This window comes from Stappia taiwanensis (assembly GCF_014635285.1).
GTDB lineage: Bacteria > Pseudomonadota > Alphaproteobacteria > Rhizobiales > Stappiaceae > Stappia > Stappia taiwanensis.
Window position 1 is genome coordinate 369,643 of record NZ_BMCR01000003.1, and the last position, 17,518, is coordinate 387,160.

General features: G+C 67.5%; 13 protein-coding genes. 8 read left to right on the forward strand and 5 right to left on the reverse strand.

All coding sequences use genetic code 11. From position 1 onward, the window contains the following. Positions 1–50 precede the first annotated feature (50 nt). From IEV83_RS09095 to IEV83_RS09105, 3 genes are all read right to left on the reverse strand, one after another. Positions 51–2,765: a bifunctional acetate--CoA ligase family protein/GNAT family N-acetyltransferase gene (locus tag IEV83_RS09095; RefSeq protein ID WP_181760298.1), complete on the reverse strand. Its 2,715-nt coding sequence runs from the start codon at positions 2,763–2,765 to the stop codon at positions 51–53. A 242-nt stretch (positions 2,766–3,007) separates the two neighbouring features. Next, the gene (locus IEV83_RS09100; protein WP_181760297.1) at positions 3,008–3,835 is read right to left on the reverse strand and encodes a universal stress protein; all 828 of its coding nucleotides are present in this window, start codon (positions 3,833–3,835) and stop codon (positions 3,008–3,010) included. 179 nt (positions 3,836–4,014) lie between these two features. Continuing rightward, entirely contained in the window at positions 4,015–5,169 is a 1,155-nt protein-coding gene (locus IEV83_RS09105; RefSeq protein ID WP_181760296.1) for an acyl-CoA dehydrogenase family protein, read from the reverse strand. Positions 5,170–5,227: 58 nt separating this feature from the next. Between IEV83_RS09105 and IEV83_RS09110 the strand changes: the two genes are divergently transcribed. From IEV83_RS09110 to IEV83_RS09130, 5 genes are all read left to right on the forward strand, one after another. Beyond that, on the forward strand, positions 5,228–7,090 hold the full coding sequence (locus IEV83_RS09110) for a sensor histidine kinase (protein ID WP_181760295.1): 1,863 nt from the start codon (positions 5,228–5,230) through the stop codon (positions 7,088–7,090). Continuing rightward, positions 7,087–8,517, forward strand: a complete 1,431-nt coding sequence (locus IEV83_RS09115) for a sigma-54-dependent transcriptional regulator (protein WP_181760294.1) — start codon at positions 7,087–7,089, stop codon at positions 8,515–8,517. Before IEV83_RS09110 ends, IEV83_RS09115 begins: the two co-directional genes overlap by 4 nt. A gap of 312 nt (positions 8,518–8,829) precedes the next feature. After that, the gene (locus IEV83_RS09120; RefSeq protein WP_181760293.1) at positions 8,830–9,840 is read left to right on the forward strand and encodes a C4-dicarboxylate TRAP transporter substrate-binding protein; all 1,011 of its coding nucleotides are present in this window, start codon (positions 8,830–8,832) and stop codon (positions 9,838–9,840) included. A 200-nt stretch (positions 9,841–10,040) separates the two neighbouring features. Next, a complete protein-coding gene (locus tag IEV83_RS09125; RefSeq protein WP_181760292.1) occupies positions 10,041–10,685 on the forward strand; it encodes a TRAP transporter small permease subunit in 645 nt (214 codons plus the stop codon). Next, positions 10,682–12,049, forward strand: a complete 1,368-nt coding sequence (locus IEV83_RS09130; RefSeq protein WP_181760291.1) for a TRAP transporter large permease — start codon at positions 10,682–10,684, stop codon at positions 12,047–12,049. Before IEV83_RS09125 ends, IEV83_RS09130 begins: the two co-directional genes overlap by 4 nt. Positions 12,050–12,180: 131 nt before the next feature. Here IEV83_RS09130 and xseA read toward each other — a convergent pair whose 3' ends face one another. Then, the gene (gene xseA, locus IEV83_RS09135) at positions 12,181–13,755 is read right to left on the reverse strand and encodes an exodeoxyribonuclease VII large subunit (protein ID WP_181760290.1); all 1,575 of its coding nucleotides are present in this window, start codon (positions 13,753–13,755) and stop codon (positions 12,181–12,183) included. Positions 13,756–13,882: 127 nt separating this feature from the next. Here xseA and IEV83_RS09140 point away from each other — a divergent pair, with 127 nt between their 5' ends. The 3 genes from IEV83_RS09140 (at position 13,883) to IEV83_RS09150 (ending at position 16,980) form a co-directional block, all read left to right on the forward strand. Further along, on the forward strand, positions 13,883–14,632 hold the full coding sequence (locus tag IEV83_RS09140) for a 16S rRNA (uracil(1498)-N(3))-methyltransferase (RefSeq protein WP_181760289.1): 750 nt from the start codon (positions 13,883–13,885) through the stop codon (positions 14,630–14,632). A gap of 131 nt (positions 14,633–14,763) precedes the next feature. Further along, a complete protein-coding gene (locus IEV83_RS09145; RefSeq protein WP_181760288.1) occupies positions 14,764–16,137 on the forward strand; it encodes a glutamate--cysteine ligase in 1,374 nt (457 codons plus the stop codon). Positions 16,138–16,227: 90 nt separating this feature from the next. Further along, on the forward strand, positions 16,228–16,980 hold the full coding sequence (locus tag IEV83_RS09150; protein WP_181760287.1) for a DUF937 domain-containing protein: 753 nt from the start codon (positions 16,228–16,230) through the stop codon (positions 16,978–16,980). A 162-nt stretch (positions 16,981–17,142) separates the two neighbouring features. Here the strand turns inward: IEV83_RS09150 and IEV83_RS09155 are convergent, their stop codons facing one another. Next, entirely contained in the window at positions 17,143–17,451 is a 309-nt protein-coding gene (locus IEV83_RS09155; RefSeq protein ID WP_181760286.1) for a DUF1127 domain-containing protein, read from the reverse strand. Positions 17,452–17,518: the final 67 nt, after the last annotated feature.

Here is a 17,518-nt window from a genome sequence, read left to right on the forward strand (position 1 = left end):
TGCCGGGTGGTCGTGGCAGCTTCGGAGGTGCGGCGGCTCTTGCGGGAGGATCAGCCGCGCCGCTGGCGAATCTCGGCCACCGGCAGGGTGACCACGGCGATGGCGTCATCGTCCATGGAGGATTTGACGGAGAACCCCAGCCCCTTGCACATGGCCAGCATGGTGGTGTTCTCCTTCAGCACCTCGCCCTTGATGGTCTCGATGCCATCGGCCACGGCATAGTCGATGATCAGCTGCATCAGCACCCAGCCGAGCCCGCGCCCCTTTAGCGTCGATTGCACCAGAATGGCGTATTCGCCGGTGCGGTGATCGGGATCCGCATGCAGCCGGACCACGCCGAGGATTTCCTCGGTCTGCGGGTCGCTGGCGACGAAGGCGATGGCCCGCGAATAGTCGAGCTGGACCAGCCGGGCCATGAAGGCGTGGTTGAACTCCTTGACGGGCGCGAAGAACCGCAGCCGGAGGTCCTCCGGCGAGACCTTCTGGAAGAACTGCCGGTAGGGCTCCTCATCCTCCGGTCTGACCGGGCGAACGAACACCTCCGACCCATCCTTCAGCGTCAGATGGCGCTCCCATTCCTTCGGATAGGGGGCAATGGCAAGGCGGGAGGTGGCCCGCCGTCCCGGATGGACCGTGGCCGGGGCAATGGTGATGCGCGCATCGAGGGCCAGAACGCCGGTGTGGTCGGTCAACAGCGGGTTGATGTCCATCTCGCGGATTTCCGGCACGTCCACCGCGATCTGCGCCACCTTGACGAGGGTGAGGGCAATGGCGTGCAGGTCGGACTTGGGCCGGTTGCGGAACCCGTTCAGCAGCCGGCTGATCCGCGTGCGGCCGATTAGCTCCTCTGCGAGATTGAGGTCAAGCGGCGGCAGGGCCATGGCCACATCGCCGGTGACCTCCACGGCGGTGCCGCCGCTACCGAACAGAATCACCGGGCCGAAGGTGGCATCGTCAGCCAGGCCGATGAACACCTCGCTGGCGTGTTGATGCCGCATCATCGGTTGCAACACGATGCCGGTGATATCCGCGTCCGGATGCGCGGCGGTGATCCGGTCGATCAACTCGCCGGCGGCCGTCTCCACCTCCTCCGGGGTCTTCAGGTCGAGGATGACCCCGCCCACATCGGATTTGAACGGAAGCTGCGGCGAGGTCAGTTTCAGCGCCAGCCGCTCGTGCTGTTGCAGCAACTCGCGCGCCGCATCCGCCGCGTCAGCGGGTGTGGAGGCAATCGTGCTCGGCACCTGCGGGATGTCATAGGCCTGCAGGATGGTGCGCACTTCCGCCGGGGTGAGGGCGCTGCGGCCCTGCGCCAGCGCCGAATGCACCAGCGCTCGGGCGGTCTCCGCCAGCGGCGAGAAGGAGGAGGGCAGGCTCGGCGGCGCGGCCATCAGCAACTCGCGCGCCTCGGCATAGCGCACCAGATGCATGAAGGCGCGCACCGCTTCCGAGGCGCTGCCGTGACAGGGAATGCGGGCGTTGTCCAGCGCCTGCCGTGGCAGCGGCGCGCCAGCGGCCAGCGCCACCAGGAGCGGCTTGCGCCGGCCATAGGAGGGGCGGTAGGCGCGATAGGCGGCGGCCAGCGCATCGGCGGTCGGCTGGAGGTGTGAAAAGGCGGAAGGGCCGATCACCGCGAGCACCGCATCCACGCCCCGGTCGCCCAGCAAGGTGGTGACCGCCTCCACATAGGCCTCCGGTGGTGAGGTTTCGTGCAAGGTGACCGGATTGCAGGTGCTCTGGCCGGCCCGTTGCAGCGGCGCGACCTTCGCGGTGGTGTCCTCGGAAAGCTGGGCAAGGGTGCCGCCTTGCTGCTCCAGTTGGTCGGCGGCCAGCGTCGCGAGGCTGCCGCCGGTGGCGACGATGGCCAGCCGATGGCCGGCGACCGGCTTCAGCCGGCTGACGGTTTCCACCGCCTCGAACATCTCATCGATATCCTGGACCCGCAGCACACCGGCGCGGGCCAGCGCCGCGTCGAACACCCGGTCGGACACCGCGATCCGTCCGGCATGGGTGGTGCCGACGCCCGCCGGCTCACGGCTGGCGCCGGAGCGCAGGATGACCACCGGCTTGGTGCGCGCCGCGGCCCGCGCCGCAGACAGGAACTTGCGCGGATTGGCGACGGTTTCCAGATGCACCAGGATGGCGCGGGTCTTGTAGTCGAGGGCGAACCAGTCGAGCAGGTCCGAAGCATCGACATCGGTTCTCTGGCCGAGCGAGGCAATGCCGGAAAAGCCGATTCCATTCGACTGGGCCCAGGACAGGGTGGCATTGATCACCGTGCCGGAGCGGGCGATGAAGGCAAGATCGCCCGCCGCCGCCGGCGAGATCCCGAGATGGCCGGCGAGCTTGCCCGCCGGTGCGGCAACGCCGAGGCTGCCGGGGCCGAGCAGGCGCAAGGTGTTGGGGCGGGCGGCCTGAAGGGTGCGGGTGACGAGGTCGTCATCCCAGCGGTCGTAGCCCGGCGACAGGGCAACGGCGGCGCGGGTGCCGGCATCGCCGGCGGCGCGGATCAGCTCCGGAGCGTCTTCCGGCGGGCCGACCAGCAGCATCAGATCGGGTGGGGTGTCGAGATCGGCCAGCCGGCGCTTGGGGCGGAAGCCGTCCGGCAGGTCCTTGCCGCAGCCGATGACGGTCTTCGGTCCGGCGAACCCGGCCTCCTGCAGACGGGCGAGCAAGAGGTCGAAGGCCGGTTCGCCAAGTCGGCAGGGGCCGACGACGGCAAGGGACGTCGGGCGAAACAGGCCCTCCAGATTGCGTATCGTCACGGCTCGTGTCCTTTACGCCGGCTGGGAAGCGAGCGTGCGGCCGTGCCGGCGCTCCGCTCCCGGGAGAGCGCCCGCGCGGGCGCTGAACGCGCCCCCGCGCGGGGGTAAAGTCGGGCAACCAGCCCCGGTGGTTCCGCCCTTGGAGGTTCTGAAAAACGGAACCTGCCAGTCGGCATGACCGGGGGCATTCGGTCCTGGCGCCAAGTCCTTCGGGAAGACCGGGCGGCCTTCCCGAGAAGCGCTTAGTGGGCCATCAGCACCGGAACGGTCATGGAGGCGAGAATGTCGCGGGTCGCCCCGCCGAACAGGAATTCCCGCATCCGCGAATGGCCGTAGCCGCCCATGGCGATCATGTCGATGCCCTTGTCGGAGACATAGTTGAGGATCGCATCGGCAACGCCGGTCTGCGGCCGGGGCACCACGTCGATGGTGACGTCGAGACCGTGACGGGCCAGATAGGTGGCGATGTCGGTGCCCGGCTCGCCGGCGGAGCGGCGGCCGGTCTCGACGATCATCACGGTGACCTTTTCGGCCATCTGCAAGAGCGGCAGCGCCGCATGCACCGCGCGGCTGGCGGTCGGGCTGCCGTCCCAGGCGACGAGCACGTTCTTCATCGGCAGGCCGCCGCCGATATACGGCACCACCATGACCGGCACGCCGGCCTCGAACAGGATCGATTCGATCAGCATCTCCCGCATCGGCTCCGGCTCATCCGGATTTTCCTGGCCGATGACCACAAGATCGGTCAGCCGGCAATGAGAGACCACCGGGTCGGAGGCACCACCGGTGATCATCTCCGCCGTGCGCACCTCGGCGGTGACGCCGGCCTTGCGGGCCATCTCACTAAAGGCGGCGCCGGCATCCTTGGCGGCCTTGAGCGCCTGAGTGCGGGCGACCTCGATGTAATCGGGCGGCATCGGCGCGGCGATGAAGCCCGGCACGACCGGCTCGAAAGCCACCGCAAGCCCGGTCGCATGGGCGCCGGTGCGCTGTGCCAGCTCAAGCGCGGCCTGGGCCGTGCGCTGCTTGCCGGCCAGGTCGATCACCGTGAGAATGTCCTTGATCGCCATAAATAGTCCCTCCGTTGTGCAGCCGTTGGCGCGTCCCTTGTCCTGACGCCATCGACCGGTCTGTGCGGAACGTTACGCGCAATGCGCGTCGCCGGTCCTTGATCGGAATCAATCAATCAACACACGCCCTGATATTTCAAGGGACTGAATGCGCTTTTCACCAAAAGGGCAGGAAGACGTCACACCGCCTTCATCGCTTCGCGGGCGATGATCAGCCGCTGGATTTCCGAGGTTCCCTCATAGATCGTGGTGATCCGGGCATCGCGGGCAAAGCGTTCCAGCGGATAATCCTGGATATAGCCGGCGCCGCCATGAAGCTGCAGGGCGGTGTAGGTCGCCCGCTGCGCCGCCTCGGAGGCAAACAGCTTGGCCATCGAGGCCTCCCGGGCAAAGGGTTTGCCGGCATCCTTCAGGGCGGCGGCCTGGAGAATCAGCAGCCGCGCCGCTTCCAGATCGGTTTCCCGGTCGGCAATCATCCACTGCACCCCTTGCATGTCGGCGATGGCCCGGCCGAATTGCTGGCGCTCCTTGATATAGGCCTTGGCCCGGTGCATTGCCGCCTGGGCGATTCCCAATGCCAGCGAGGCCACGCCGATACGTCCGCCGGCAAGTTCGCCCACGGCGATGCGGAACCCATCGTTCTCCACCCCCATCATGGCGCTGGCCGGAACCCGGCAGTCCTGAAAGATCACCTCGTTGGTGGCCGAGCCGGTCTGGCCCATCTTCTTTTCCGCCTTGCCGACGATCAGCCCCGGGGTGCCGGCCTCCACCAGGAAGCAACTGATGCCCTTGCCCTTGCCCGCATCCCGGTCGGTGACCGCCCAGACCACGAAGACGCCGGCATATTCGGCGGAGGTGATGTAGAGCTTGGTGCCGTTCAGCACGAAGTGATTGCCGTCGCGCACCGCCCGCGTCTTCATCGCGGAAGGGTCGGATCCGGCACCGGCCTCGGTCAGGCAGAAGGCGCCGGCGGCATAGGTGCCATCGGTCAGCCGAGGCAGATAGGCCGCCTTCTGCTCCGGCGAGCCCACCGCCTCGATCACCTCCGCCACCATGTTGGTCACCGACACGGTGACGCCGGTGGCGGCGCAGGCCCGGCCCACTTCCTCCACCGACAGCGCGAAGGCCACCGCGCCGGCGCCGGTGCCGCCAAACTCCGGCGACACATTGAGGCCCATGAAACCGTTTTCCGCCAGAAGCATCAGGTTGGTGAGAAATGCCGCGCGGCCGCCGCCCTGGTCCAGCTCTTCGGCGAGCGGCGCGATGCGCTCCTCGGCCAGTCGGCGCGCGCTGTCGCGGATCAGGATTTCTTCCTCGCTGAGGGAAAACTGCATCGATGTCCTTTCCGGGCAGCGATGGTCAGGCAAGCGCGCTGCCGCTACGATTGTCGCCATGTCAGACCAACAGGAATACGGGCAGGCCGCGCCCCTGTCCATGACTGCCGATAAAGACGCCGCCCCCCCTGCCGCCCCCTCCGCGCCCGCCCGTTTGGCGCCTTGGGCAAGGCGCGCCCTGTGGCTGCTGCCGGCGCTGGCGATCCTCGTTGGCGCCTATTTCGGAGCCGGGTGGGTGGAGGACCGCGCGGCCCTGCGCGGCGACATCAAGGCGCGCGAGCGGCTGACTCTCTACCGGGAAACGATCCTGCGGGAGCTGGAGAAGTTCCGCTACCTGCCACATGTGCTGGCCCGCGACCCGCGCGCCGTCGGCGTTCTGTCGGCGCCGGAGAGGGCCGCAAGCACCAACCGTTTCCTGAAGGATCTGGCGGCGATCACCGGCGCTGAAGCGCTCTACATCATGGATGGCAACGGGCGCACGGTCGCGGCCAGCAACTTCGACACGGCCACGTCCTTCATCGGCAGTTCCTACGGGTTTCGTCCGTATTTTCGCGCCGCGATCAAGGGTGAGGAGGGGCAGTTCTTCGCCGTTGGCGCCACCACCGGCATTCCCGGCATGTTCTTCGCCCGGGCAACGCCGGAGGGCGCCCCCGCCGCCGGGGTGGTGGTGGTCAAGGTCAACATGGACCGGCTGGAGCGGAGCTGGCGCGATGGCGGCGAGACCGTCTTCGTCAGCGATGTGCACGGGGTCGTCTTTCTCGGCTCGCGCGATGACTGGCGCTACGCCTCGATCGCGCCGCTGTCGGACATGGTGGTGGCGGCGATCCGGGCCAATCAGCAATATGGCGGGGTCCCCTTGAGAGCGTTGCAGGACGGCCCGCCCGCCGCCGAGGTCCTGCGGATCGGTGGCGCTGGCTATCGTCAGGCCCGGCTGAAGGTCGGTCTGCTCGACTGGACCATTCACTATCTGACGCCGATGGCACAGGTGCGCGCGCCGCGCGCCCTGGTCTGGACCGGGGCGGTCGCCCTCTTGCTGGTCTATCTGATCGCGGCGCTGGTGGTGCGCAGCCAGCGGCTCAGGCGCCAGTCGGCGGGGCTGCGCCGGTTCAATCGGCGGCTCGTTGAGGAAATCGAGGAACGCCGCCGGGTGGAGACGGAACTGCGCGAGGCCCAGGCAGGGCTGGCGCGTGCCAGCCGGCTGGCGGCCGTTGGCGAAATGTCGGCGGCGGTGTCCCATGAGCTCAACCAGCCGCTGGCGGCCTTGCGCATGTTCGTCTCCGGCAGCCGGGTTTTTCTGGAACGGGGCGATCTTGCGTCCGTTCAGGAAAATCTTGGCGAGATCGATGCGCTTCAGGCGCGCATGGCGGCGCTGACCCAGGAACTGAAGCGTTTCGCCCGGCCGGGGGAATCGCGCGTCGAGCGGGTGGACCTGCGCGACTGCCTGCGCACCAGCGCCAAGCTGATCCGCCCGCGCATTGAGGAAACCGGCGTTCCCCTCGATCTGTCCCTGCCGGAAACGCCGATGCTCGCGGCGACCGCGCCGCTGCGGGTGGAGCAGGTGCTGGTCAATCTGCTGCGCAATGCCATCGACGCCTGCCAGGCCGCGCCCGCGCCGCGGGTTTCCGCGCGTGGCTGGATCGAGGAGGGCCTGGTGCGGATCGAGATCGCCGACAATGGCGACGGGGTGCCGGCGGAATTGCGGGAGCGGATCTTCGAGCCGTATTTCTCCACCAAGCCGGCCGCCTCCGGGCTGGGCCTCGGCCTTGCCATCTCCGCGCGGATCGTGGAAGACCTTGGCGGCACTTTGTCGCTGCATGAAAGCGCGGCGGGCGGCGCCGCCTTCGTGCTGGCGCTGCCGGTTGCGCCGCCGCTGACGGGGACGGAGCCCGGCGAGAAGGCGGGCGAAGCGGAATACGCATGAGGGGAGGCAAGGCGGTGGAGGAACTGGCGACACCAGATCCGGCGACAACAGAGGCGGACAAGCCGGATCGGCTGCCGGTGCTGATCGTCGATGACGATCCGGCCATGCGCGCTGGGCTGCGCCAGTGGATGCGCCTTGCCGGCTATGAGCCGGTGGAGGCGGTGGACGCCGAAGCGGCCTTGCAGCGCTTGTCGCCGGGCTTTCCCGGCTGCGTCGTCTCCGATGTGCTGCTGCCCGGGGCGAGCGGCATGGATCTCTTGCGGACGGTCAAGGGCATCGATCCGGAGCTTCCCGTGGTGCTGCTGACCGGCCATGGCGATGTGCCGATGGCGGTGGAGGCAATGCGCGGCGGCGCCGCCGATTTCATCGAAAAGCCGTTCGATCCGGATGTGCTGGCGGCGGTTGTCGCGCGGGCGCTCGATCATCGCCGGCTGGTCCTGGAAAACCGGGCGCTGACCCGCCGGCTCGAAAGCCGCGACGGGCTGGAGGCCCGCCTTATCGGCGACAGCGCTGCCATGCGCCGGGTGCGCGAGGAGATCGCTCATTTCGCCGCCACCGATGCTTCCGTCCTGGTGATCGGCGAAACGGGAACCGGCAAGGAGGTGGTGGCCCGGGCGCTGCATGAGCTGTCCGGCCGGGCAGGTGGCCCCTTCGTTGCCGTCAATTGCGCGGCCCTGCCCGACAGCATGGTCGAGGCGGAGCTGTTCGGCCATGAGGCCGGCGCCTTCACCAGCGCCGACAAGGCCCGCGCCGGGCGGATCGAACAGGCCGATGGCGGTGTCCTGTTTCTCGATGAGCTGACGTCGATGCCATTGGCGCTGCAGCCCAAACTGCTCCGCGCCCTGCAGGAGCGGGAGGTGGACCGGCTGGGCGGCAAGGCGCCGGTGCCGGTGGATTTGCGCATGGTCAGCGCCGCCAACATGGAGCCCCGTCAGGCGGTCGAGGACAATCTGCTGCGCCAGGACCTTTTGTTTCGCCTCAATGCTATCGAGATCCGCATTCCGCCGCTCAGGGCACGCGGCGGCGATGTGCGGCAGTTGTTCGACAGTTTCGCCAACCGGTTTTCCGCCGAATACCGCATGGAGGTGCCGGCGCTCTCCGCCGATGATGCGGCGTTCCTCGCCGGTTATGATTGGCCCGGCAATGTGCGCGAGCTGCGCAACGCCGCCGAACGCTATGTGCTAGGCGGGGCGATGGGAAGCCCATGCGTGCGCGCGCTTGTCACCGGCGGCCGCACCGAAACGGCGCCAGCCGCCGCCCCGGGTGGGCGGCTGAAGGATCTGCTGGAAAGCTATGAGCGGCAGGTGATCGCGGACGCTCTGCGCCGACATGAGGGCCGGGTCGCCGATGCGATCGAGGAACTGGACCTGCCCCGGCGCACCTTCAACGAAAAGATGGCCCGGCTCGGCCTGAGCCGCTCCGGATAGGCGTGGCCGGTTTCTGACGCAGGGTGAGCGGATTTTCGCCGATGGCCGGCGCAGTATCGGCGAAACCTTGCCGAATGGCCTGGGGTGCGTCACTCTTGCTGGTGGCCGCGCGTGACAACAACAACCGAAATCACGCGGGCTGGCGCCGATGATCGGTTGCGCCCGGGAGGTGCGCCCTCATCTGGCATGACGTTTGCCTGTATCCGGTCGGTGCCGTGGAGGACGGAGTCGCCGGTGTTTCGATTGTCGGAACGTCAGGGCAGGAGCACGTCGGGAGAATCGGTGCCAAACGCGCTTTATGGGAGGAATAATATGACTTTGAGCCGCAAACTGGCCGTTCTGGGAACGGCGACCCTGCTTTCCGCCGGTTTCGTCGGGGAGACCTTCGCGCTGGAATGGAACGTCTCGCTCTGGGGCAAGCGCCGGGCCTTCACCGAGCATGTCGAAAAGCTCGCCGAGCTGGTCAGCGCCAAGACCAACGGCGAATTCACCCTCAATCTGGCCTATGGCGAGGCGCTGTCCAAGTCGCGTGAGAACCTCGATGGCATTTCCATCGGCGCGTTCGAGATGGCGCAGTTCTGCGCCTCCTATCACGCCGACAAGAACCCGACCCTGACCGTTCTGGAGCTGCCGTTCCTCGGCGTGCCGGATCTCAAGACCCAGGTGATGCTCGACAAGGCGGTCTACGCCCATCCGGCGGTGGAAAAGGATCTCGCCCGCTGGAATGCCAAGCTGCTCATGTCCTCGCCGATGCCGCAGTACAATTTCGTCGGCAAGGGCGACGCGCCGACCAAGGTGTCGGATTTCGAGGGCATGCGCGTGCGCGCGCTCGGCGGCATCGGCAAGGCGATGGAGACCATCGGCGCGGTTCCGACCACGGTGACCGCCTCGGAGACCTTCCAGGCCATCGACAGCGGCACGGTTCGCGCGGCGTCTTTCGCCCCGCATGCGCATCTGTCGTTCAAGACCGTGGAGGCCGGCAACTGGTGGACCACCAATCTCAACCCGGGCACGGTGAACTGCCCGGTGGTGGTCAACAAGGACGCCTATGACGCCTTGCCGGAAAACTACCGCGAGGCGCTGGATTCGTCCGTCGACGAGGCGATCGACCACTATCTGGCGACTTATGACAAGGTCTACGAGAAGTGGTACCCGACCCTTGAGGAACTGAAAATCGAACAGGTCACGTTCCCCAAGGACCAGCTCGCCGCCTTCAAGGAAAAGGCCGGCAAGCCGCTGTGGGACGCCTGGGTGGTCGAGATGGACGGCAAGGGCATTCCGGGGCAGGAACTGCTCGATCTCGTTCAGTCGAAGCTGAACTGATCCCGCCCGCAGTCTGACTTAAAAAAAGCCGGTTTGCCGCAAAGGCCCGGCCCGCCGTCCCCGGGTGATCGTGCTCCCGGGGGCGTCTGGCCGGTCGCCTTCCGCCCCTGGGGCCTTGTTCGATGGTGTGTCATGACGGCGCGCCTCGGGTCGGGGTCTTTTGCGGAGTGGCGCACGGCTGGCTTTCGCCCGGAGTTCCCATGATATCGCCCTCCGCCTCTCCTGGCCGGCCCGGCACCTATATCCGTTTCGACGGATGGCTGCTCGCCGTGGAAAACGCCTTCAACCTGATTGCCGCCGCCAGCATCCTCATCCTGATGCTGCTGGCCGTGGTTCAGATCCTCGGCCGCAACTTCTTCAACCTGCCGGTGCCCGGCTTCATCGACATCACCGAACAGGCGATGGCGGTCTTCGCCTTCATGGGCGTTGCCTATTGCCAGCGGGTCGGCGGGCATATCCGCATGGAACTGGTGCTCGGCCAGCTGCGCGGCCGCACCCTTTGGGTCGCCGAGCTGGTCGGCGTCGTGCTGATCTGGCTGGTGATCGCCGCGCTGATCTATGGCTCCTGGTTCCACTTCGAGCGGGCCTGGACCAACGGCGACAGCTCCATCGACATCGGCCTGCCGATCTGGCCGTCCAAGCTGGTGATCCCGGTGGCGCTGTCGCTCCTGTGGTTGCGGCTCACCATGCAGATCTACGGCTACTGGCGGCTGATCCGCCATCCTGCCGCCGAACCGATTGCCGTGCCGGTGATCACTGGCATCGAGGAGGCCGCCCGGCATGAGATCGAGGAAGCCTTCGGCGATGAAAACGAAACTGGCGGCAAGGAGGGAACCGGCCGATGACCCCGTTTGAAATCGGCCTGGTGATGACCGGGGTGCTGTTGCTGCTCGTCGTCTTCGGCGTGCGTGTCGCCTTCGCCGCCGCCTTTGTCGGCACGGTCGGCCTGATTGCGATCTTCACCCAGAAGCTGGGCTTCGAGAAGGGGCTGGTGGTGGCGCTGAAGATGGCCGGCACCATTCCCCATTCCAAATCCGTCACCTATTCCCTGTCGGTGCTGCCGACCTTCATCCTGATCGGCTTTCTGGCGTTCTACGCCGGGTTCACCCGTCAGTTGTTCGAGGCGGCCAAGCGCTGGCTCGGCTGGCTGCCGGGCGGCATGGCCGTCGGCACCGTGTTCGCCACCGCCGGCTTTGCCGCCGTGTCCGGGGCCTCGGTCGCCACTGCCGCGGTGTTCGCCCGGGTCGCCATTCCGGAGATGCTCGCCGTCGGCTATTCCAAGCGGCTGTCCGCCGCCGTGGTGGCCGCTGGCGGCACGCTCGCCTCGCTGATCCCGCCCTCGGCGATCCTGGTGATCTACGCCATTCTGGTGGAACAGTCGGTGGCCAAGCTGCTGCTTGCCGGTTTCCTGCCGGGGGTCTTCTCGGCGCTGATCTATGTGCTGATCATCGTCGGCATGTCCATGTGGAAGGGCGATGCCCCTGCGGTCGGCGGCTTCACCTGGGGCGAGCGCCTGTCGTCGGTGCCCGGAACCCTGCCGATCGTCGCTGTTGTCGTCATCATCTTCGTCTCGCTCTACGGCGGCTATGCAACGCCGACGGAAGCGGGTGCGCTGGGCGCCTTCGTCGTGCTGGTCAGCGCCTTCGTCAACGGCATGCGCAGCAGGCAGCTCTGGCAGGCGCTGCATGAGACGGCCAAGCTGACGGTGATGATCTTCACCTTGATCTGGGGCGTCCTGGTCTATGTGCGCTTTCTCGGCTTCGCCGGCCTGCCCGAGGCGTTCAAGCTGTTCATCGTCTCGCTGGAGTTCTCGCCTTGGATCGTGCTGATCCTGATCCTGTGCGCCTATGCGGTGCTGGGCATGTTCATCGATGCCATTGGCATGCTGATCCTGACCTTGCCGGTGGTCTATCCGGCGGTGATGGCGCTGAATGGCGGCGAGGGGGTGTCGGCCGCCGACAGCGCCTTCGGCATGTCGGGGGAACTCTGCGCGATCTGGTTCGGCATTCTGGTGGTGAAGATGGCGGAGCTCTGTCTGATCACTCCACCGATCGGGCTGAACTGCTTCGTCGTTGCCGGGGTGCGGGACGATATTCCGGTGCAGGAGGTGTTCCGGGGCTGCGTGCCGTTCTTCGTCGCCGACATCCTGACCATCGCCGGGTTGGTCGCCTTCCCGTCGATCATTACCCTGCTGCCGTCGATCATGTGAGGCGGGCCGGTCATCTCACTGGCCGGCCTTCCCCTCGCCGACATGAAACGGGCGCCGTCGCATTGCGCGGCGGGCGCCCGTTTTGCATGAGAGGACGGTGGGGCGGTACTCCGGCCGTCTTCCCTTCCCCTTTAAAACAAGGAGCCTTGCCCCTTGGGGGTGGATTTCGCCGATGCCTTTGCTCGGGCGGGCTTTGCCTTGCGCGGCGGCGGGGATTTGCCATCCCCGGACATGGCCATGACGTCGAGGCGGCTGGCATCGCCGAATTCCACCGAAAGGGCGCTGCCGGCGGCAATGCCGCTGGCGGAGCGCACCGGCTGGCCGTCCGCATCGCGCACCAGCGCGTAGCCGCGCGCCAGAACGTTCTTGTAGGACAGGCTGTCGAGCAGCTTGGTGGTGGCGTCGAGCCGTGCTCGCTCCGTGGCCAGCCGTTGCCCGTGGGCACGTTCGGCGCGGGCGGCAAGGCCGCCGAGGCGCTCCCGCGACAGGGCGAGGGTGCGGGCGAGCCGGTCCGGGGTCAGTCCTCGGGAAGCAGCGGTGAGCGCGTGGCGGCGCTGGTCGGTGCCGGTCACGAGCGCCCGGCGGACCTGTCGGTCGAACTGGGCAAGCCGGTCGCCGAGCACGGTCAGCGTACGCCGCAGCACATGGGGCGACAGCCGACCGGCGGCGGCGAAATAGCGGCCGCGATGATCGCGCAAACCGGCCCGCAGCGCCGGTGCCAGCCGTTCGCCGCCATTGTCGAACCGTTGCCGTGGCAGCGCCAGAAGATCGCGCGGGGCGGGCAGGGCGGCGGCTGCGGCGCGCAGCTCCGTGCGCCGGCTGGCGATCAGCCGCAACAGGCCGGAGATCTGCCGCCGCGACAGATCGTCGAGGCTGGCCAAGAGTTCGGAACGGACCGGAACGGCGAATTCCGCCGCGCCCGTTGGGGTGGGCGCGCGCAAGTCGGCGGCATGGTCGATCAGCGTCCAGTCGGTTTCATGCCCGACCGCCGAAATCAGCGGAATGTCGGATGCCGCCGCCGCCCGCACGACGATCTCGTCGTTAAAGCCCCAAAGGTCTTCCAGCGAGCCGCCGCCCCGGGCGACGATGATCAGATCCGGGCGCGGGATCTGCCCGCCGGGGGTGAGCCGGTTGAATCCGGCGATGCCATTGGCGACCTCCTGGCCCGAGGTTTCGCCCTGCACCCGCGCCGGCCAGACCAGCACATGCAGCGGAAAGCGGTCGGAGATCCGGTGCAGGATGTCGCGGATGACGGCGCCGCTTGGCGAGGTGACCACGCCGATCACCCGGGGCAGGCCCGGCAGCGGCCGCTTGCGTGCGGCGTCGAACAGGCCTTCTGCGGCGAGCTTCTTGCGCCGTTCCTCCAAAAGCGCCATCAGCGCGCCGACCCCGGCCGGCTCCAGCGTGTCGATCACAAGCTGGTATTTGGACTGGCCCGGGAAGGTGGTGATCTTGCCGCTGGCGATCACCTCAAGGCCCTGTTCCGGCTGTATCTTCAGCCGCTTGGCCTGACCGCGCCAGACAACGCCCGCGATCACCGCGTTGGCGTCCTTCAGGTCGAGATAGATATGACCGGAGGCGGGACGGGAAATCCGTCCCAGTTCGCCGCGCACCCGCACATGGCCGAAGGTGTCCTCCATCGTGCGCTTGATCGCGCCGGAGATTTCCGACACCGAGTATTCGGCGATGTTGCTGTTCCCGGCCACAAATGCATCCCTTTGAGGTGGCGCGTCTTGCGCGCGCGCGGACAAAGTGCGAGGGGAGCGCAGCGGGGCGGCGCCGTCAAGGTGTCCGCCCCCGGTATCGACAGAGGATTTTCGTCAAGGGACCCCCATGCCCCGTTACGAGTTTCGAATGCAGCGCCTGTTCCTGCCCGCCGATCTGCGCGCCGGAGAGCCGGTCTCCGCTGATCGGGCGCAGGCCAATTACCTGCTCAACGTGCTGCGCCTCAAGGATGGCGATCAGGTGCTGGTGTTCAATGGCCGCGATGGCGAATGGCGCGCCGCGCTGTCGGTGGAAGGGCGCAAGCAGCTCTCGTTGGTGCCGGTGGATCAGACCCGGCCGCAGACCCCGGTGCCGGACCTGCACTACCTGTTCGCGCCGATCAAGCACGCCCGGCTCGACTACATGGTGCAAAAGGCGGTGGAGATGGGCGCGGGCACCCTGCGACCGGTTGTCACGCGCCACACCCAGTCCTCCCGGGTCAATCTGGAGCGCATGCGCTCCAATGTGATTGAGGCCTGCGAGCAATGCGGCGTGATCGCCGTGCCAGAGGTGTGCGAGCCGGAACCGCTCGCCCGGGTGCTGGAGCGCTGGGCGGAGGCCGGCGACGGGCGCCGTCTGGTGTTCTGCGATGAGGGCGAGGCGACCCAGAACCCGCTTCCCGCGCTGAAGAACCTGGCGCCGGGGCCGTTGGCGGTGCTGATCGGGCCGGAAGGCGGCTTCTCGGAAGAGGAGCGGGCGACGCTGCGCGCCCGCGATTTCGTCACGCCCGTGCCGCTCGGCCCGCGCGTGCTGCGGGCGGATACGGCGGCGGTCGCCGCGCTGGCGGTGATCCAGGCGGTGATCGGCGACTGGCACTAGCGACTGACACTTGCCAGGGAGCAGGAACGGGCGGGGCGCTGAAACCCCGGCCGCGATCACGAAAATTCTCATTTGTTTTGCATCGGACGCCTGAGTATGGTGCGCGCCGATCACGTGAAGGATGACGGTTCATGGCCCGCGATACCATTGATTCGACCCCGATCGCGGGAGCATCGGAGCTCGCCGCAACGCTTGAGGCGGGATGCAAGCCGCCGGAAGAGTTCCGGATCGGCACCGAGCATGAGAAGTTCGGCTTCAACACCGCCGATCTGTCGCCCATTCCCTATGAGGGCGAGGGCGGCATCAAGGCAGTGCTGGAAGGCATGGAAGGCCTTCTGGGCTGGGAGCGGATCGAGGATAACGGTCTGATCATCGGCCTTGCCGATCCGGTTGGCGGCGGCGCCATCTCGATCGAGCCGGGCGGTCAGTTCGAGTTGTCCGGCGCGCCGCTGGAAAACCTGCATCAGACCTGCCGCGAGACCAACTGCCATTTGGCGCAGGTGCGGCAGGTGGCCGAACCGCTCGGCATCGGCTTCCTCGGGCTTGGCATGACGCCGACCTGGCGCCGCGACGAGATCCCGGTCATGCCGAAGTCGCGCTACCAGATCATGACCCGCTACATGCCCAAGGTCGGCACGCTCGGCCTCGACATGATGTACCGCACCTCGACCATTCAGGTGAATCTGGATTTCGCCAGCGAGGCGGACATGCGCCGCAAGATGCGGGTCGGCCTGGCGCTGCAGCCGCTGGCAACCGCGATCTTCGCCAATTCCCCCTTCACCGATGGCCAGCCGAACGGCTTCCGCTCCTTCCGCGGCGAGATCTGGAAGGACACGGACAATGACCGGTCCGGCGGGCTGCCTTGTGCCTTCGATGAGGGCTTCGGCTTTGAATCCTACGTGGATTGGGCGCTCGACGTGCCGATGTATTTCGTCAAGCGCGGCGATGCCTATCACGATGTGACCGGCACCACCTTCCGCGCCTTCATGAACGGCGCGCTGCGCGGCGTCGTGCCGGATCCGGAGCCGAACATCGGCGACTGGAACAATCACCTGTCGACGCTGTTCCCGGATGTGCGGCTGAAGAAATATCTGGAAATGCGCGGCGCCGATGGCGGGCCGTGGCGGCGGATCTGCGCGCTGCCGGCACTCTGGGTCGGTCTGCTCTATGATAGCGGCGTGCTCGATCAGGCCGAACAGCTCGTGCGCGACTGGACGGCGGCGGAGCGCGAGACCTTGCGCAACGAGGTGCCGCGCGGCGGGTTGCAGACACCGTTCCGGGGCGGTCAGGTGCTGGATGTGGCCCGCGAGATGCTGGCGCTGTCCCGCGAGGGGCTGAAGCGCCGCGCCCGCCTCAATGACGGTGGTCAGGACGAGCGGTTGCATCTGGCGGCGGTGGAGGAAAGCCTTGCCAGCGGGGAAACTCCCGCCGATGTGATGCTGCGCCGCTATCACGGCGAGTGGAACGGCGACATCAGCCGGGTCTTTGCCGAATACGCCTACTAGCAGCGGCGACCGGTCGCGCGGCGGTTGCCATTTGACCGCCGGCGCGGCTGCGGCGATGATCGTGCCACAACCAGCAACGGGCGAGGCACCATGCCAGACAGCTTACCATCCTTCGAGGCCTTCGATCCGGCGGCCCTGCGCGAGAGTTTCGCGCGTCAGTTCGGCTGGGGCGAGACCGAGATGTTGCGCGCCGCCGAAGCCCTGATGCCGGCGGCGATCGCCGGCATGCGCCGGTTCGGCTCCTCCCCCGATGGCTTTGAAGGGCTGATGGCGCTGTTCCCCGGTCCGGCGCGGTTTGCCGCCGGCGCCGATCCCAAGGCCTTTCTCGGCGAGCCGCTGGCGCTGATCTTCGGTCCGGCGGATACGCAAAAGGCGATTGCACAGTATGTGGCGGGTCAGACCGGGCTGGAACTGCCCGGCGTGGAAACGATGATGCCGGTGGTGGCGACGCTGGCCCTGGGGCAGATGGTGCGGCGCTTCACGGTCGGCCCGGCGCGTGACCTGCTCGACGCCTTCCTTGCCGGCTATGCGCGCGGACGGCCGAAGCCGATCCCCAATCCGCTGCAGGCCATGGCGCCCTATACCGAGGCCATGCGCGCCTTCTGGGATGGTTATACCGGTCTGTTCCCGGCGACGGGCGCCGCCGCCGCCAGCCAGCCGGAGCCGGCGGAATCGGCGGAACCGGAAACGCCGGCGGCTGCGGCGGAGAGCGCCTCGGAGGGGACGCAGGAGCCCGGCCTGCTCGATACCTGGATCGGCCTTGGCCGCGACATTCAGGACAGTCAGGTGCGCAGCTTCGAGGCCCTGTTCGACAAGCTGGCCGAAAAGCAGGCCGAGAAATAGGGCTGATCGCAGCGGCGGTTGCGCAAAAAAATGCCCGCCTCCGGAGAGGCGGGCAGGTGCGTCGGCGAGGGGCCGACAGGGCAACAGGTCAGGGCCGGTATGGGAGCCGCCGGCGCTGAGCGGTTGGTCGGGGAAGCGGTGTCTAGCGGGCGCTCTGGTCGGTCACGCGCCACGGACCCCCTTGCGGGCGCGCTCCGCCTGGTGGCGCTCGTTGCGCGCCATCGCCAGCCGGGTGCCCGGATCGACCTCATCGTGAATCAGCACCGCCGCGAGCACATCCGTGCGGGAGAGGCCGATGTCCTTCAGCATGTAGTCGTCGTGCGACAGCAGGGCGGCGATCTCGCGCCGGTGCCTGCGCCGTTGCCAGACGGCCGCGACATAGGCGGCAGCCTTGTTGAGGCCCGCCATCAGCCACCCGCGCGTGGGGATCGGGGATACGGATATCGGTTCGCAATTGCAGGCATGGGTCATGACGGCAGTCTCCTTTCCGGCCCCCGGGTGTGCCGGAAGCCTGGCGTCTCTGGCGGACCGGATATGA

Coding starts and splice junctions, on each gene's coding strand:
- IEV83_RS09105 (WP_181760296.1), bottom strand. CDS start 5,169: ATGCAGTTTTCCCTCAGCGAGGAAGAAATCCTGATCCGCGACAGCGCG.
- IEV83_RS09155 (WP_181760286.1), bottom strand. CDS start 17,451: ATGACCCATGCCTGCAATTGCGAACCGATATCCGTATCCCCGATCCCC.
- IEV83_RS09140 (WP_181760289.1), top strand. CDS start 13,883: ATGCCCCGTTACGAGTTTCGAATGCAGCGCCTGTTCCTGCCCGCCGAT.
- IEV83_RS09130 (WP_181760291.1), top strand. CDS start 10,682: ATGACCCCGTTTGAAATCGGCCTGGTGATGACCGGGGTGCTGTTGCTG.
- IEV83_RS09100 (WP_181760297.1), bottom strand. CDS start 3,835: ATGGCGATCAAGGACATTCTCACGGTGATCGACCTGGCCGGCAAGCAG.
- IEV83_RS09110 (WP_181760295.1), top strand. CDS start 5,228: ATGTCAGACCAACAGGAATACGGGCAGGCCGCGCCCCTGTCCATGACT.
- IEV83_RS09115 (WP_181760294.1), top strand. CDS start 7,087: ATGAGGGGAGGCAAGGCGGTGGAGGAACTGGCGACACCAGATCCGGCG.
- IEV83_RS09145 (WP_181760288.1), top strand. CDS start 14,764: ATGGCCCGCGATACCATTGATTCGACCCCGATCGCGGGAGCATCGGAG.
- IEV83_RS09120 (WP_181760293.1), top strand. CDS start 8,830: ATGACTTTGAGCCGCAAACTGGCCGTTCTGGGAACGGCGACCCTGCTT.
- IEV83_RS09125 (WP_181760292.1), top strand. CDS start 10,041: ATGATATCGCCCTCCGCCTCTCCTGGCCGGCCCGGCACCTATATCCGT.
- IEV83_RS09150 (WP_181760287.1), top strand. CDS start 16,228: ATGCCAGACAGCTTACCATCCTTCGAGGCCTTCGATCCGGCGGCCCTG.